We start from the raw sequence: 15,493 nt of genomic DNA on the forward strand, positions 1-15,493 counted from the left end.
CGAGCAGGACAGCAAGAACATCAACGCCATCCTCGACACCATTCGCTCGATCGCCGAGCAGACCAACCTGCTGGCCCTCAATGCGGCCATCGAGGCCGCCCGGGCCGGTGAGCAGGGGCGCGGCTTCGCGGTGGTCGCCGACGAAGTTCGCGCATTGGCCAAACGCACCGCGGATTCAACGGGAGAAATCGACGGCCTGCTCGGCGGCCTGGCCAAACGTACCCAGGACGTGACCAAGCAGATGCAGAGCAGCCTGAGCATGTCGCAGCAGAGCGTGGAGCGCATCCAGCAGGCGCGCGACAGCTTCGAGCAGATCCGCGCCTCGGTGGACGAGATCCGCGACCAGAACAACCAGATCGCCACCGCCGCCGAGGAGCAGCATCACGTGGCCGAGGACATCAACCGGCACATCGCACAGATCCACACCGACGCTCAACTGGTCGAAGAGTTGGCCCACTCGGCGCGCAGCGACTCGCAGCGCCTGGAGTCGCTTTCCGGCGAACTCAACGGCCTGGTGGGGCGTTTCAGAACCTGAACCTGCCGAGGCGCAAGCACCCTGCTTGCGCCTCGCGGCCAGCGCATCCACCCCGCTACGGCGCTCCGTAGGCAAGCCGCGCCGTTGCGCACCTCACCCAAGCTCCGCTTGCGGCGCTGGCCTCCCAGGCACTGGGGCTCGCGCCTTCATAATGGCCCTAGCCCCCGCGCCCCAAAAGTGTGCATCGCGAAACTGAGCACCTTCGCAACAGTGGCCGATTTGGGCTAACTGCGCCCCTTGCCACTTACCTACCATCGACTCGGCCCAACTGGTTCTGACCGCGACATTCGGATGCGAATGCCGTGACCGGCAACCGACTGCTGCCGCGCACGGCACGCCAAAGGCGCTCAGAAAAGCCAAGCGCCGCAGCGTATGCCCAACTGCGCCAGACCTGCACTTCCGACTCGAGAAATGCCATGACAATCAATACAAGAATCGATTTCCTCTACCTCTCCGAGCAGGACATGATCCGCGCCGGCGTGACCGACATGCTCGCTTGCGTCAATACCATGGAGGAGGTGTTCGACCTGCTCTACAAGGGCGACTATCGAATGGCCGGCGCCAACAACGATTCGCACGGCGCGCTGGTCTGTTTTCCAGAAGACTCACCGTTTCCCGACATGCCTCGCCATGCTGCCGACCGTCGCATGATGGCGATGCCCGCCTACCTGGGCGGCAGCTTCCGCACCGCTGGCGTGAAATGGTACGGCTCCAACGTCGAGAACCGCGAGAAGGGCCTGCCCCGCTCGATCCTGATGTTCACCCTCACTGACGTCGACACTGGCGCTCCGCTGGCGCACATGTCGGCCAACCTGCTGTCGGCCTATCGCACCGGCGCGATTCCAGGCGTGGGCGCACGTCACCTGGCCCGCAAGGATTCCAAGGTCGTCGGCCTGCTCGGCCCGGGCGTGATGGGCAAGACTACGCTGGCTGCCTTCATCGCCGTTTGCCCGCTGATCGACACCCTCAAACTCAAGGGTCGCAGCCAGAAGAGCCTCGAGGACTTCATCGACTGGGTGACGCAAACCTATCCGCAAATCACCACCATCGAAGTCGTCGACAGCAGCGAAGAGGTGGTGCGCGGCTCGGACCTGGTCACTTACTGCACCTCCGGCAGGACCGGCAACCCCAGCGAGTACCCGCTGGTCAAGCGCGAGTGGGTCAAGCCCGGCGCCTTCATGGCGATGCCAGCCGGCTGCAACATCGATGAAGGCATGGAGCAGCATGACGTACGCAAGGTGCTCGATAACATCGGCCTGTACCAGGCCTGGTACGAAGAGCTGCCCAAACCTGCCCACAACCATGTGCCGGTGATCGGCGTACGTTTCATGGACATGCTCGAGGAAGGAAAGCTGACCCTCGACCATCTCGAGGACATCGGCAAGATCATCGCCGGCGAAGCCCCGGGCCGACGCAGCGATGACGAAATCATCATCATGTCGGTTGGTGGCATGCCGGTCGAGGACGTGGCCTGGGGCACCGTGGTGTACCGCAAGGCGCTCGAACTGGGCATCGGCGTGAAGCTGAACCTCTGGGAAACCCCAGCCCTCCGCTAACCCTCTCACTCCTTCAAGGACGCTACGCCATGACCACCATCAGCAAAGTCAAAACCGGTTCCAAGTACGAAGAAATGGGCAGCTACTCCCGCGTGGTCGCGGTGGGCGACTGGATCTTCGTCTCCAACACCGCTGGTCGCAATCCACAGACCAAGGAAATCTCCGAGGACCTGGCCGAGCAGACCCATCAGGTGTTCGCCAACATCGAATCGGCACTCGCCGCCGTGGACGCCAGCCTGGCCGACGTCGTGTGTTCGCGCGTGTTCATCCAGAACCCGCAGGACGTGCCAGCGGTGATGACCATCGTCGGCGAGAAATTCCGCGGCATCGATCCGGCCTCGACGGTCACCTGCCCCCCCCTGGGATCGACCGTCTACAAGGTCGAGCTGGAGCTGACCGCCTTCCGTGGTGCCTCGCGCGCCGACGTGAAGAAGATCAACCTGGCTCAGTGAGCCAGGCTCGCGGCCACGTCATCCCCATTATTGTTGAGTGCTCTTTATGTCGCCTCGAATAGAGCCCGTACAAACCTCGACCGAGTTTCCCTCGAACAGCGCGGTGGTCATCATCGGTGGAGGCATCATAGGCCTCACCGCGGCCCTGACCCTGGCCGAGCGGAATATTCCGGTGGTGGTATTGGAAAAAGGTCGCATCGCGGCCGAGCAGTCTTCGCGCAACCTCGGTTGGGTGCGCAAGACCAACCGCCATATGCACGACATTCCCCTGGCCCTGGCCGCCGAACGGTTGTGGCAGCAGATGCCGGAACGGGTCGGCCAGGATGTCGGCTTTCGTCAGGCTGGAATCCTGTTCGTTGCCCGTAACGACGCTCAGATGGCCATGCACGACGGCTGGCTCAAATCCGTAGCCTCGCTGAACCTGGACTCGCGGCTGGTCAGCGCGGCGGAAATCGACAAGATGGCGCCTGGTGGGCAAGGCAAATGGGCCGGCGGCATCTACACGCCGTCCGACGCCCGCGCCGAGCCGACCCTGGCCTCCAGCGCCATCGCCAAGGCGGCAATGGCCAAGGGCGCGGTGATCATCGAGAACTGTGCCGTGCGCACCCTGGTCAACAGCGGCGGGCGCATCAGTGGCGTGCTCACCGAGCGCGGAGAAATTCGCTGCGAGCAGGTGCTGCTGGCCGGTGGCATGTGGTCGCGGCGTTTTCTCGGCAACCATGGCATCAACCTGCCGACCCTGCCGCTCACCTGCTCGGTGATGCGCACCAAACCCATGGGCGGGCCGACCGAGATCGCCCTGGGCGCGCCGGACTTCTCGTTCCGTCGCCACAAGGATGGCGGTTTCATCGTCACCCAGCGTGGCGCCCTGGATGCGCACCTGACCCTCGACCACCTGTTGATCGGTATGCGCTATCTGCCGCAGCTCAAGGCCCAGCGTGATTTCCTGCGGGTGTCCTTTGGCAAGGAGTTCTTCAAGGATCTGACCCTGGCGCGCAGCTGGAGCGGCAGCTCGGTCACCCCGTTCGAAAAGGTGCGTACCCTAGATCCGGCCGCCAACCCGTCACTCAATGACGAGGCGATGCGTAACCTGATCGCGGCCTGGCCGACGTTCGCGAACGCGCAGATCGAGCAGAGCTGGGCCGGTGTCATCGATATCACCCCGGACTCCAACCCGGTGATAGGCCCGGTCGCCAAGCTGCCCGGTCTGACCCTGGCCACCGGTTTCTCCGGTCATGGCTTCGGCACATCCCCGGCCGCCGGGCAACTGGCTGCCGACCTGTTGTGCGGCACTACCCCCCTGGTCGATCCGACACCCTATCGCTTCGAACGCCTCTGATAACAGCCGCGCGCAAGCAAAAAAGCCCTTCTATTTTGAAGGGCTTTTCATTGACGCAATCGCCTCAGCGATTGAACTCGGACTCGGCGGCCTTCAGCTCCTCCATCGCCTCATCGAGCTTGGCCTGGCGCTTGGCGATCTTTTGCGGGTCGCCCGCCAGCTCGGCTTCACGCAGGTCGGCCTCACGCTCGCGGATCTCCTCGCGGGCCTCGTTGACCTTGGCTTCGAATTCGCGCGCCAGCTTCTGGTCCGAGCAATTGTCGCGCACGCCTTCCAGGGCCGCACTGAGCCCCTTGGCTTTTTCGGTATGGCCCTCGGCCCAGGCCGCCTGGAGCTGCTTCTCGATGTTCGCCGCCTTCGCTTCGCACCGTGGGTTGGCAGCCGAGTCGGCCAATGCCGGCAGGGCGGCAGCGAGCAACAGGGTGGAAATCAGGGCTTTCATCACAACACTCCATTAACCGCGGAACAGCAACGCCGGACGGCGCGCCGGCATACAGACCACGGATTATCCCGATGATTTCATGGGCCAGGCAAACGTCGCGGCTAGGCAGACCGACAGGCGCTTAGCATGAACTTCACGCCACCCCGCCTGCCGATTGAATACAGGCCGGACAATGCGGTTCGGCGTTGCAGAGGAGTTGATGAAATGCCCGATGCTCAAGGCAAGATTCGTTACGCGGTCGTCGGCGGCGGCTGGATCTCCCAGGGTGCGTTCATGCCCGGCGTAGGCCAGACCGACAATTCGGTGATCACCGCACTGGTCACCGGCGACCCGATCAAGGCCGACAAGCTGGCTGAGCTCTATAACATCAAGAGCTACCGCTACGAGGAATTCCCCGCCCTACTCGCCTCGGGCGAGATCGACGCCATCTACCTGGCCACGCCCAACTTTCGCCACCGTGAATTCGCCGAGCCGGCCCTGGACGCCGGCATCCACGTGCTGCTGGAAAAGCCCATGGCCACCAGCGTGGAAGACTGCAAGGCCATCACCGCGGCGGCGGAACGCTCGGGCGCCAAGTTGATGATCGCCTATCGCCTGCATTTCGAGCCGGGCACCGTGGAGATGATCCACCGCATCCGCGCCGGCGATATCGGCGATCCGCGCTTGTTTACCGCCACCTTCACACAGACCGTCGACCCGGCCAACCACCGCATGCAGAGCGGCTACTGGGCCGGCCCGGTGACCGACATGGGCCCCTACCCGATCAACGCGGTGCGTAACCTGTTCGATGACGAGCCGCTGGAAGTGCGCGCCGTGGCCGTGCAGACCCCGGGCCGAGAGATCAACACCCCCGATACCGTGACCGTGACCATGCGCTTCGCCGAAGAACGCATGGCGGTGTTCACCGTGAGCTACAGCCTGCCGAGCACCGAGCGCCTGCAGGTGATCGGCAGCAAGGGTGAATTCGAGGCGTCACCCTGCTTCGGCTTCGGCGAGGGCACGGCGATCAGCTACCGCGCCACCATCGACGACGATACAACCGAGCACGCGCATCCGGTGGTCGACCAGTTCGCCGGGGAAACCCAGTACTTCTCTGACTGCATCCTGCAGAACCGCGAGCCGGAGCCCGATGGCGACGAGGGCTGGCGCGACGTGCGGGTACTGGAGGCCATCGAGCGCGCCTTGGAAAGCGGCCAGCCGCAGCGCCTCGATGCACTTCCCAAGCGCCCTGGCGTCAGCGTCGAGCAGGCACGCCGCCTGCCACTGGCCGAGGTGCCCGAGTACGTCAACACAAGCGAGCCGGTAAGCTGAGGTTCATCAGGCTGAAAACAAGAAGGGACGCCGAAGCGTCCCTTTTTGCATGCCGTTACTGGGCGCGAATTACAGCTGCACCACGTCGAACTGGACGTCGGTAGCCACGTCGGCGTCGTAGTCCACGTCGCTGCGTTCGAAGCCGAACAGGTTGAGGAACTGCTTCTTGTAACCGGCATAGTCAGTCATTTCGAACAGATTCTCGGTGGTCACCTGTGGCCACATGGCCTTGCAGGCATCCTGTACGTCGTCGCGAAGTTCCCAGTCGTCGAGGCGCAGGCGGGATTTTTCGTCGACTTCGGCAGGAGCGCCGTCGGCGCGGTACAAGCGGTCACGGAACATGCGGTCGAGCTGGTCCTGGGTGCCTTCGTGAACCCCCTTCTCCTGCATGATCTTGAAGACCATCGACAGGTACAGCGGCATCACCGGAATGGCCGAACTTGCCTGGGTTACCACCGACTTGAGCACTGCCACGTTGGCACCGCCTTTGACTTCACCGGCCAGTTTCTTGTCCAGGCGCAGGGCAGTTTCGTCCAAGTCCTGCTTGGCCTTACCCAGCGCGCCGTGCCAGTAGATCGGCCAGGTGATTTCCGTGCCGATGTAGCTGAACGCCACGGTACGTGCGCCTTCGGCCAGCACGTCGGCGCCAGCCAGGGCATCGATCCACAGCTGCCAGTCCTGGCCGCCCATGACGGTCACGGTGTCGGCAATTTCCTGCTCGCTGGCAGGTTCGATGGACGCTTCGATGATCACGTCCTTGTTGGTATCGATGGCAGTCGACTTGTAGGGCTGGCCGATGGGCTTGAGCGCCGAACGGATCACTTCACCGGTCTGCGGCAGCTTGCGCACCGGCGAGGCCAGGGAGTAGACGATCAGGTCGACCTTGCCGCCCATCTCGTTCTTGATCAGTTCGATGACCTTGGCTCGGGCTTCATCGGAAAACGCGTCGCCGTTGATCGACTTGCTGTAAAGGCCCTCGGCCTTGGCGAACTTGTCGAACGCTGCCGAGTTGTACCAGCCAGCGGTGCCGGCCTTGGTTTCGGTGCCCGGCTTCTCGAAGAACACGCCCAGGGTATCGGCGCCAAAGCCGAAGGCGGCAGTGATGCGCGCCGCCAGGCCGTAGCCACTGGAAGCACCGATCACCAGCACCTTTTTCGGACCGTCATTACGCACGCCCAGTTTGCGTGTCGCCTCGATCTGCTCGGCCACGTTGCGCTCGCAACCCAGCGGGTGGGTGGTGGTACAGATGAAGCCACGAACTTTAGGGTGAATAATCAACGCGTTTACCTCGTCATCGTTTTTTGGGCAGGCAACAGTTTACTGCCGATTTTGCGCCTGAGAAAAAGGCTAATTAGACCTATTGGTCGCTCCAAAAGCCAGCCAGGCCACATTTTGCCGGGCAGTTGTTTTGTCGCAGGGCTCTGACCACGCGCTGAGCAGGCGTCTGGCCAGCGGTACATCGCCTCGGCCAGTAGCCCGGGCAGAGCGCAGCGAAACCCTGTAGGCCAACGCCGGTCATATCCACGGCACTGGCCTTCGCGACGGCGATTCCTTACCATCGCAAGCCTTCCAACGCCAAGGCCGCACAGGCCGTATCGCGCCCCGCCTCCTGCCGGGCGTCCGTCTTGCTCGATCAGGTAACCCATGAAAATCGCTCGTCTGCGCGCCGATGTCCTGGCCGGTCTCACGTCCTCGTTCGCGCTGGTGCCCGAGTGCATCGCCTTCGCCCTGGTGGCCCAGGTCAACCCGCTGATGGGCCTGTACGGCGCGTTCTTCATCTGCCTGATCACCGCATTGTTCGGCGGTCGCCCCGGCATGATCTCCGGCGCGGCAGGCTCCATGGCGGTGGTGATCGTCGCGCTGGTGGTGCAGCACGGCGTCGAGTACCTGCTGGCTACCGTGCTGCTCGGCGGCCTGATCATGATGGCCTTCGGCTTGCTGAGGCTCGGCAAGCTGGTGCGTATGGTGCCGTATCCGGTGATGCTCGGTTTCGTCAATGGCCTGGCCATCGTCATCGCCACGGCGCAGTTGGAGCACTTCCAGCGCGATGGCCGCTGGATCGAAGGCAACGAGCTGTACCTGATGCTCGGCCTGGTGGCACTGACCATGGCCATCGTCTACATCCTACCGCGCCTGACCAAGGTGATCCCGCCGGCCCTCGCCGCGATCCTTACCGTCGGCCTGCTCACCTACTTCCTGCACCTGCCCACCCACACCCTGGGCGACATGGCGAAGATCGCCGGCAACCTGCCGGTGCCGGCACTGCCGCAGATTCCCTGGAGCCTGGAAACCCTGAAGATCATCCTGCCCTACGCGGTGCTGATGGCCATGGTCGGCCTGCTGGAAACCCTGCTGACCCTCAACCTCACCGACGAGATCACCGAGAGCCGCGGCCACCCGGACCGCGAATGCGTAGCCCTGGGCGCGGCCAACATCGCCTCGGGCATGTGCGGCGGCATGGGCGGTTGCGCGATGATCGGCCAGACCATGATCAACCTCAGCTCCGGCGGCCGCGGTCGGCTGTCCGGCATCGTCGCCGGGGTGATGATCCTGCTCTATATCCTGTTCCTGTCGCCGCTGATCGAGCTGATCCCGCTCGCCGCCCTGGTCGGCGTGATGTTCGTGGTCGCCCAGCAGACCTTTGCCTGGGCCTCGCTGCGGGTGCTCGGCAAGGTGCCGCTCAACGACGTACTGGTGATCATCGCGGTGACCATCATCACCGTGCTCACCGACCTCGCGGTGGCGGTGTCCTGCGGCATCGTCATCGCCGCGCTGAACTTCGCCTGGCAGCACGCCCGTGAGCTGCACGCCGAAAGCCGCCTGGAAGCCGACGGCAGCAAGCTCTACCTGCCCCGCGGCACGCTGTTCTTCGCCTCCACCACGCAGTTTCTCAACCAGTTCGACACCGCCAACGACCCCGAGCAGGTCACCGTGGATTGCCGCCTCCTGAGCTTCGTCGACTACTCGGCCATCGCTGCCCTGATGACCCTGCGCGAGCGCTACACCAAGGCGGGCAAGCACCTGCGCGTGGTACACCTGTCCGAACGCTGCAAGCAGTTGCTCAAGCGCGCGGGTATGCAGCCGGTTTGATGCGCTAGACGACAGTTAGAAAACCACTGCAGCGCTTTCCTGCGCCGAGATCTGCACACCAAAGCTTCTGATGTTAGCCAACGTGGCGGTGTGGTGGGTGATGATCTCGGCTGCACGCGCGTGTGGCTTGTCGTGGGTCGTGTGGGCGTCACTCACCATGATCACGTCGTAGCCCAGGCCAGCTGCGCTACGTACCGTGGTATCGACGCAGAACTCGGTGGCATAGCCGCAGACTACGATCTGCGAAACACCGGCCTGTTTCAGCAGCGCATCCAGATCCGTTCGCAGAAATGAATCGGGCGTGGTTTTACGCACAAAACTGTCGCGCTCATCCGTCACGAGACCAGAAGCGAGCTGCCACGCCGCACTCCCGTAGGTGAAGTACTCCCCGGTCGTGGCCTCGTGCTGAACCAAAATCACCGGAACGTCGTGCAGCCGGGCGCGCTGGGTCAGCTTATTGATCCGCGCGATGACGTCGCTGGAAAAGGCGGGCTTGGGTTCAGGGCCAAAGAGCCCCTCTTGTACGTCAATAACGATTAGCGCCTTCAAGCATTGCACTCCTGAGTTGGGCGCCGCTGGCGGCAGATGATGGGTTCGCAGAGCTATCGAAGCGGCAGTCCAGCGAATGTATCCAGCACGCGGATCATGCCAGCGCAGCCTTACCAATTAATACCCGTTAATCGCTATTGCGAGCCTCTTTCATCAGGCAGCGAGCGCCGTCTGCTAGGCGGTCTCAACGCCTACGCGAAGTCTGCCGCGGCTGCAATGCATCGAGCGCCGGTGCATTGTCGCGGGCCCAGCCGTAGATCATCTCGATAGGCTCGACCAACCGCTGGCCAAGCTCGGTCAGCGAGTAGTCGACCGTGGGCGGTACGCTGTCATGTACCTGGCGGTCGATCAGGCCGCTGGTTTCCAGTTCGCGCAGGGTTTGCACCAGCATTTTCTTGGAGATACCGGGCAGGCTGCGGTGCAGCACGCCGGTGCGGGCGATGCCGCCGTGGCGGGCATGCAGGGTGTGCAGGATCATGCTCGTCCACTTGGTGGCGAACAGTTCGAGTACGCGTCGCGGCGCGCAGTCTTCGCGCCATTGTTCATCGGGAGTGCCAGGTTGCATCGGGGTGGTTACCTTTTGGTGCCGTCTTGGTTTGAGTCTGCAGCGTCGCTATGGTGCCAATACTCGTTCTTGTGGAGGAATAGATTCATGGCACATCACGCACTGGTCGTCGGCGCCAGCGGTATCGTCGGCAGCGCCACATCGCGCCTGTTGGCCGAACAGGGCTGGCAGGTCACCGGCCTGGCTCGCAACCCGAACACCGCCGAAAACGTCACCCCGCTGGCCGCCGACCTGCTCGACCCGGCCTCGCTGGCAAGCGCGCTCGAAGGCATCGGGCCGACTCATGTGTTCCTGACCACCTGGGCGCGCCAGGCCACGGAGGCAGAGAATATCCGCGTCAATTCGGCGATGATCCGCAACCTGCTCGATGCCCTGCGCCCAGCCGGTAGCGTCAAGCACGTCGCCCTGGTCACCGGCCTCAAGCACTACCTCGGCCCGTTCGAGGCCTATGGCAAGGGCGTGCTGCCACAAACGCCGTTCCGTGAGGAACAGGGCCGCCTGGATGTGGAGAATTTCTATTACGCCCAGGAAGACGAAGTATTCGCTGCTGCCAAACGCGATGGCTTCACCTGGAGCGTACATCGCCCGCACACCGTTACCGGCGTGGCGGTTGGCAATGCCATGAACATGGCGACCACCCTCGCCGTCTACGCCTCGATCTGCCGGGAAACCGGCCGCCCGTTCCGCTTCCCCGGCTCGGCCGTACAGTGGAACAGCCTCACCGACATGACCGACGCCCGCCAACTGGCCAAGCAACTGCACTGGGCCGCGACCACCCCGGCAGCGGCCAACCAGGCATTCAACATCGTCAACGGTGACGTGTTTCGCTGGAAATGGATGTGGCAGCGCATCGCCGAATGGTTCGGCATCGAGGCCGCCCCTTTCGACGGACAGCCCGCTCCGCTGGAAGAACAGATGGCCGGTGACGCCGCAGCCTGGCTGGAACTGGTCGCCAAACACGACCTGGCCGAAGCCGACATAACCCGCCTGATCTCACCCTGGCACACCGACGCCGATCTGGGTCGCCCCATCGAAGTGGTCACCGACATGTCGAAAAGCCGCAAGTTGGGCTTTGTCGATTACCAAGCCACCGACGATGCCTTCTTCGCGGTATTCGAGCAGTTGCGCGCGGCCAGGCTGATTCCCTGAGCAACAGGTCGGCACGATCTGGAGGCCCGCAACGGGCTTCCCGCACCGAGGCGGCGCCCAGCCCAAACATTCCCAGCAAGCCCCCTCGCGCCGCTTCGTTAACCTGAACCAACCCGGCCCTTCCCGCCCTAACCAGTACCGCTGCAGGTAAAGGGAACCGGGCTGGCGTGGCCGGCTGGCAGCGTAATCGGGTTTGGGAATTTGGGCGTATTGCCCTATCCTCGCGCCCCTTCGAATAAGACGACCAAAGGAAGACGCCCGTGTCTGCGTTGCTCGATGCCTTCTCCGGCCTGCTCTGGACCTACCTTGCCATCCCCATGCTGCTGCTCAGCGGCATCTACCTGACCTACGTATGCCGCGGTGTGCAGTTGCGGATGATTCCGGAAATGTTCCGGGTGATCCTCGAGCGCAACCATGGTGACAAGGAGGCGATTTCCTCCTTCAAGGCCTTCACCATTTCCGCGGCGTCGCGGGTCGGTACCGGCAATATCGCAGGCGTCGCCACGGCCATTGCCCTGGGCGGGCCGGGTGCGGTGTTCTGGATGTGGATGGTGGCGCTGGTCGGTGGCGCCACCTCGTTCGTGGAGTCGACCCTGGGCCAGCTGTACAAATCGGACAAGCAGTACCGCTACCATGGCGGCCCCGCCTATTACATCCAGCGCGCCCTGGGCTGGCGCTGGCTGGCGGTGGTGTTCGCGGTGATGATCAGCATCACCTACGGGCTGGTGTTCAACTCGGTGCAGGCCAACTCCATCGTCGACGCCATGCAGACCTCCTTCGGCGGTGAAGGCGGCAGCCGCGAGCTGGCCTGGGGCGTGGGCATCGCGCTGACCGTGCTGACCGGCCTGATCATCTTCGGCGGCGTACAGACCATCTCCAAGGTGTCAGTAACCGTGGTCCCGGTGATGGCGGTCATGTACCTGGGCATCGGCCTGGTGGTGATCATCCTCAATATCGGCGACGTGCCGGCGGTGTTCGCCGACATCTTCGCCCACGCCTTCGGCCTGCGCGAGATCGCTGGCGGCGGCATCGGTGCGGCGATCATGATGGGCGTGCGCCGCGGCCTGTTTTCCAACGAAGCCGGGATGGGCTCGGTGCCCAACGCCAGCGCCACCGCGTCGGTGTCACACCCGGTCAAGCAGGGCCTGGTTCAGACCCTGGGCGTGTATTTCGATACCCTGATCATCTGCACCATGACGGCGCTGATCATCCTCCTCGCCGACCCGGGCCATGCTTACGGCGACGCCGCCCTGGGCGCCAGCCTGACCCAGTGGGCGCTGGCCGAGCAGCTAGGCAGCTGGGCGATCCATTACCTGACCTTCGCCATCCTGCTGTTCGCCTTCACCTCGGTGATCGGCAATTACTACTACGGCGAGTCGAATATCCAGTACATCTTCGGCAGCAAGCTGTACCTGAACCTGTTCCGCGTGCTGGTGATGGCCTTCGTGCTGATCGGCTCGGTGGTCAAGGTGTCGGTGGTCTGGGCCATGGCCGACGTATTCATGCCGCTGCTGGCATTGACCAACCTGGTCGCCATCCTGCCGCTGGCGGCAATCGCCGCGCGCCTGCTCAGCCACTACAACGCCCAACGGCGCAAGGGCGTGGAGCCGGTGTTCCACCGCGACGACATGCCGGACCTGAAAAACGTCGAGTGCTGGGACGGCAGCGACCATATCACCTGCGCAGAAACCTATAGCGAATCGGCCAGCAAGGCGCTGAAGAACTAGAGGCGAAGCAGCGCTGCTCGAACGAACGCCGACCCAACCCAGGTCGGCGTTCTGCCATCCGGCGCCACCAAGGAATGTCCGCCTAGGCGGCCCGCACTGCCAGCAGCCGCACGCCCAGGCCGATGAACAGCGCGCCAGTCAACCGCTTGATCAGCGAAATCCAGGAGGCTCCACCAAGGCGCTTGCTGAAGCGAAAGGCGGTGTAGCAATACAGCGCGTGCACGCTGATGACCACGGCAGCGATGGTCAGGTACATGATGATGAACTGCCCCGTCACCGAACGATCCGCCTGCAGGAACTGCGGCAGGAAGGCGCACAGGAAGATCATCGACTTGGGATTGCTGATCGACACTAGAAACGCCTCGCCGGCGATCCGCCAGCTCGCGACCGGGCTGGCCGCAGGCGCCACCACGCCCGTGCTGGCGCCTGGCTGGCGGCCGAGCAACTGGCGAATCCCCAAATAGATCAGGTAGCCGGCGCCGATGATTTTCAGGGCCAGGAACGCCGTGGGCATGGCAACCAGCAGCGCGCCGACGCCCAGTGCAACCCCGGTAACGACCAGAAGTTGAGCACTCAGGTTACCCAGCAAGGTAGCGCCCATGGCGGCCGGCCCGTGGCGCAACGCGTTGCGCACCACCAACAGCACGTTCGGCCCCGGAGTGAGGGTGGTAGCCAGGTAGGCCAGGAAGAAGGTGAACCAGAGATGCAGGGCCATGGCGGCGGCTCGTGGGGGCTGACGAGCCTGATGCTAGCAGTAACCAAATAGTTCAGGCAGTGCTGAATTCAACCGAGGCGCTTCATGCCCGTTCCGAGCTGCTGATGGCGAACGAGCAGCGGCTCAGCCAGGCCAGCAGGTCAACCGCCTCCAGCGGCCGCGAAATATAGAAGCCCTGGGCTTCCTGACAGCCCCAGTCGCGAATCACCCTGAGGGTGTGTTCGGTTTCGATGCCTTCGGCGACCACCCGCTGGCCCAGTTCCTTGGCCAGGCTGATCAACGCACGCACGATGTTCCAGTCCTTCTTGCCAGGCTGCAGGTCGTCCATGAACGAGCGGTCGAGCTTGACCGTATCGGCGGGGATGTCACGCAGGTACGACCAGTTGCTGTAGCCGCTGCCGAAGTCGTCGATGGCGATTTCCACGCCCATGGCCTTGAGCCGCTCGATCTGGGTGATCACCACGGAAAAATCGCCGACCAGCGCGCTTTCGGTGAACTCCACTTCCAGGCACGAGCCGTTCAGCTCGTTGCGCGCCAGCAGGCGGACGATCTCGTCGGTCAGGTGGTCGTTGTTCAGGTCTTCGGCAGAGACGTTGATCGCCACCTTGAGATCCACACCCTCGCGGCGCCAGGCGTCGATCTGGCTGATCGCACTGTTGACCACCCAGAAGCTCACCGCGTGGATCAGCGGCGTTTTCTCGGCCAGGGGAATGAATTCGGCGGGGCTGATCTCGCCCAGGGTCGGATGCGTCCAGCGTAGCAGCGCCTCGACGGACAAGCAGACGCCGGTGTGCAGGTCGACGCGCGGCTGATACACCAGGCGCAGTTGGTCGTCGGCGCGCACCGCGTCGGCCAGGTCGTTGAGCAGACGGTTACTGCGTTGCTGCGCGGCGTCCATCTGTTCGTCGTAGTAGGCCCACCCCAGGCCCGAGATGCGCGCCTCATCGGCGGCGCAGACGATCAGGCGCATCCAGTCCCCGGGCACCGCACCGGCCTCCAGGCGCAGCACGCCGATGCCGATCTGCGGCAACACCGGCAACTCCTGGCAATGAATGGGCTTGCCGAACGCTTCGATCAGGGTGGCGAATACCGCTTTGGCCTGCTCCAGCTGGTCACCGGGCACGGCGCAGGCGAAGCGCAGCGCACTGATCTTGTATAGCTCCCAGCTGGCTGGCAGCAGGCTACGCAGGGTGTTTCTCACCGACAGGGTGAAATCGGTCAGGAACTGGAAGCCCAACGACTTGAGCATGTCATTGAGTTGCGCCGGCGACACCAGTTCGATCGCCACCGCCAATGGGTTGTCGCCCTTGTCGATCGACTCACTGATGTCTTCGTCCAGCTTGGCGTGGTTGTACAGCCCGGTAGTGCCGTCGATGAAGGCCGCGGTGCGCATCTCGTCCAGTCGTGTGACAGCCAGGCGAGCGATCTGCTGCAGCATCGCCATATCGGCGGCGGACATCGGCGGGCGCGGCTGGGTATCGATCACGCACAGGTTGCCGAGCACCAGCCCGCCCTCGAGCACCAGCGGCACGCCGGCGTAGTAACGAATGCCCGGCTCACCGGTAACCAGCGGGTTGCAGCGAAAGCGATCGTCCTGCTGAGCATCGCAGACCTCGACGCTTTCACCGATGGCCACGCTGTAGGCGCAGAAGGAGTCGGCACGCGGGGTTTCCTGCAGGTCGGTGCCTACCCGCGCACGGAACCACTGGCGCTTGCGGTCGAGAATGGTGATCAGGCAGATGGGGGTGTTGAAGTACAACGCAGCGATCTTCACCACCTCGTCGAGGAACGAATCGCTGTTGCCTTCGGTGAGGCACGGGTGTGCGTCGATTAGGCGCTGGCGGTTGAGTTCGTTCAACGGCAAGGGTGGGTAAGGAGCCTGCATGGTCGTTCTCTCGGTTCTTGCGTACGGAAGCGGGTGCCGGAATCCCTTTCGCAGACCTTCCCGCAGATGATAACTAAATGACATCACAGCCAGTAGAGAGTTGCGCAAATCTTTGCAACCGTTCGGCCGATGAGAAACCGACACATTGGCCGGCCTGCGGATATCAGACATCAGTCAA

General features: G+C 63.5%; 14 protein-coding genes. 8 read left to right on the forward strand and 6 right to left on the reverse strand.

The genetic code is table 11. The annotated features are described in order from the left end of the window. The 4 genes from BVH01_RS25035 to BVH01_RS20045 all read left to right on the forward strand — a co-directional run. Positions 1 to 535: methyl-accepting chemotaxis protein (locus BVH01_RS25035; protein ID WP_256562808.1), on the forward strand; the 535-nt coding region annotated here is incomplete at its 5' end. A 416-nt stretch (positions 536 to 951) separates the two neighbouring features. After that, on the forward strand, positions 952 to 2,091 hold the full coding sequence (locus tag BVH01_RS20035; RefSeq protein ID WP_075931990.1) for a tyramine oxidase subunit B: 1,140 nt from the start codon (positions 952 to 954) through the stop codon (positions 2,089 to 2,091). A 29-nt stretch (positions 2,092 to 2,120) separates the two neighbouring features. Continuing rightward, positions 2,121 to 2,543 (forward strand): RidA family protein, encoded by a 423-nt coding sequence (locus tag BVH01_RS20040; RefSeq protein ID WP_075931991.1) that lies wholly within the window; start codon positions 2,121 to 2,123, stop codon positions 2,541 to 2,543. A 46-nt stretch (positions 2,544 to 2,589) separates the two neighbouring features. Then, entirely contained in the window at positions 2,590 to 3,882 is a 1,293-nt protein-coding gene (locus BVH01_RS20045; RefSeq protein ID WP_075931992.1) for an FAD-binding oxidoreductase, read from the forward strand. 64 nt (positions 3,883 to 3,946) lie between these two features. Here the strand turns inward: BVH01_RS20045 and BVH01_RS20050 are convergent, their stop codons facing one another. Next, positions 3,947 to 4,324, reverse strand: a complete 378-nt coding sequence (locus BVH01_RS20050; RefSeq protein WP_075931993.1) for a DUF1090 domain-containing protein — start codon at positions 4,322 to 4,324, stop codon at positions 3,947 to 3,949. A gap of 204 nt (positions 4,325 to 4,528) precedes the next feature. On the opposite strand from BVH01_RS20050, the gene BVH01_RS20055 reads away from it, so the two are divergent. Beyond that, positions 4,529 to 5,635: a Gfo/Idh/MocA family protein gene (locus tag BVH01_RS20055; RefSeq protein ID WP_075931994.1), complete on the forward strand. Its 1,107-nt coding sequence runs from the start codon at positions 4,529 to 4,531 to the stop codon at positions 5,633 to 5,635. A gap of 69 nt (positions 5,636 to 5,704) precedes the next feature. Here the strand turns inward: BVH01_RS20055 and fabV are convergent, their stop codons facing one another. Further along, positions 5,705 to 6,913, reverse strand: coding sequence for an enoyl-ACP reductase FabV (fabV, locus tag BVH01_RS20060; RefSeq protein ID WP_075931996.1), 1,209 nt, complete (start codon positions 6,911 to 6,913; stop codon positions 5,705 to 5,707). Positions 6,914 to 7,279: 366 nt separating this feature from the next. On the opposite strand from fabV, the gene BVH01_RS20065 reads away from it, so the two are divergent. Beyond that, positions 7,280 to 8,725 (forward strand): SulP family inorganic anion transporter, encoded by a 1,446-nt coding sequence (locus tag BVH01_RS20065; RefSeq protein WP_075931997.1) that lies wholly within the window; start codon positions 7,280 to 7,282, stop codon positions 8,723 to 8,725. A gap of 15 nt (positions 8,726 to 8,740) precedes the next feature. On the opposite strand, the gene BVH01_RS20070 is transcribed toward BVH01_RS20065, so the two are convergent. Both BVH01_RS20070 and BVH01_RS20075 read right to left on the reverse strand, forming a co-directional pair. Continuing rightward, positions 8,741 to 9,283, reverse strand: a complete 543-nt coding sequence (locus BVH01_RS20070) for a cysteine hydrolase family protein (protein ID WP_256562809.1) — start codon at positions 9,281 to 9,283, stop codon at positions 8,741 to 8,743. A gap of 175 nt (positions 9,284 to 9,458) precedes the next feature. Next, positions 9,459 to 9,839, reverse strand: a complete 381-nt coding sequence (locus BVH01_RS20075) for a helix-turn-helix domain-containing protein (protein WP_075931999.1) — start codon at positions 9,837 to 9,839, stop codon at positions 9,459 to 9,461. A gap of 87 nt (positions 9,840 to 9,926) precedes the next feature. On the opposite strand from BVH01_RS20075, the gene BVH01_RS20080 reads away from it, so the two are divergent. Together BVH01_RS20080 and BVH01_RS20085 are read left to right on the forward strand one after the other, a co-directional pair. Then, positions 9,927 to 10,988 (forward strand): SDR family oxidoreductase, encoded by a 1,062-nt coding sequence (locus tag BVH01_RS20080; RefSeq protein ID WP_075932001.1) that lies wholly within the window; start codon positions 9,927 to 9,929, stop codon positions 10,986 to 10,988. Between the two features lie 260 nt (positions 10,989 to 11,248). Further along, on the forward strand, positions 11,249 to 12,715 hold the full coding sequence (locus BVH01_RS20085) for a sodium:alanine symporter family protein (protein WP_075932002.1): 1,467 nt from the start codon (positions 11,249 to 11,251) through the stop codon (positions 12,713 to 12,715). Between the two features lie 82 nt (positions 12,716 to 12,797). On the opposite strand, the gene BVH01_RS20090 is transcribed toward BVH01_RS20085, so the two are convergent. Together BVH01_RS20090 and BVH01_RS20095 are read right to left on the reverse strand one after the other, a co-directional pair. Then, entirely contained in the window at positions 12,798 to 13,430 is a 633-nt protein-coding gene (locus tag BVH01_RS20090; protein WP_075932003.1) for a LysE family translocator, read from the reverse strand. An 82-nt stretch (positions 13,431 to 13,512) separates the two neighbouring features. Continuing rightward, on the reverse strand, positions 13,513 to 15,315 hold the full coding sequence (locus tag BVH01_RS20095) for a GGDEF domain-containing phosphodiesterase (protein WP_075932004.1): 1,803 nt from the start codon (positions 15,313 to 15,315) through the stop codon (positions 13,513 to 13,515). Positions 15,316 to 15,493: the final 178 nt, after the last annotated feature.

This window comes from Pseudomonas sp. PA1(2017), assembly GCF_001945375.1.
Classification (GTDB): Bacteria; Pseudomonadota; Gammaproteobacteria; order Pseudomonadales; family Pseudomonadaceae; genus Aquipseudomonas.

Coding starts and splice junctions, on each gene's coding strand:
- BVH01_RS20035 (WP_075931990.1), top strand. CDS start 952: ATGACAATCAATACAAGAATCGATTTCCTCTACCTCTCCGAGCAGGAC.
- BVH01_RS20040 (WP_075931991.1), top strand. CDS start 2,121: ATGACCACCATCAGCAAAGTCAAAACCGGTTCCAAGTACGAAGAAATG.
- BVH01_RS20045 (WP_075931992.1), top strand. CDS start 2,590: ATGTCGCCTCGAATAGAGCCCGTACAAACCTCGACCGAGTTTCCCTCG.
- BVH01_RS20050 (WP_075931993.1), bottom strand. CDS start 4,324: ATGAAAGCCCTGATTTCCACCCTGTTGCTCGCTGCCGCCCTGCCGGCA.
- BVH01_RS20055 (WP_075931994.1), top strand. CDS start 4,529: ATGCCCGATGCTCAAGGCAAGATTCGTTACGCGGTCGTCGGCGGCGGC.
- BVH01_RS20065 (WP_075931997.1), top strand. CDS start 7,280: ATGAAAATCGCTCGTCTGCGCGCCGATGTCCTGGCCGGTCTCACGTCC.
- BVH01_RS20075 (WP_075931999.1), bottom strand. CDS start 9,839: ATGCAACCTGGCACTCCCGATGAACAATGGCGCGAAGACTGCGCGCCG.
- BVH01_RS20080 (WP_075932001.1), top strand. CDS start 9,927: ATGGCACATCACGCACTGGTCGTCGGCGCCAGCGGTATCGTCGGCAGC.
- BVH01_RS20090 (WP_075932003.1), bottom strand. CDS start 13,430: ATGGCCCTGCATCTCTGGTTCACCTTCTTCCTGGCCTACCTGGCTACC.
- BVH01_RS20095 (WP_075932004.1), bottom strand. CDS start 15,315: ATGCAGGCTCCTTACCCACCCTTGCCGTTGAACGAACTCAACCGCCAG.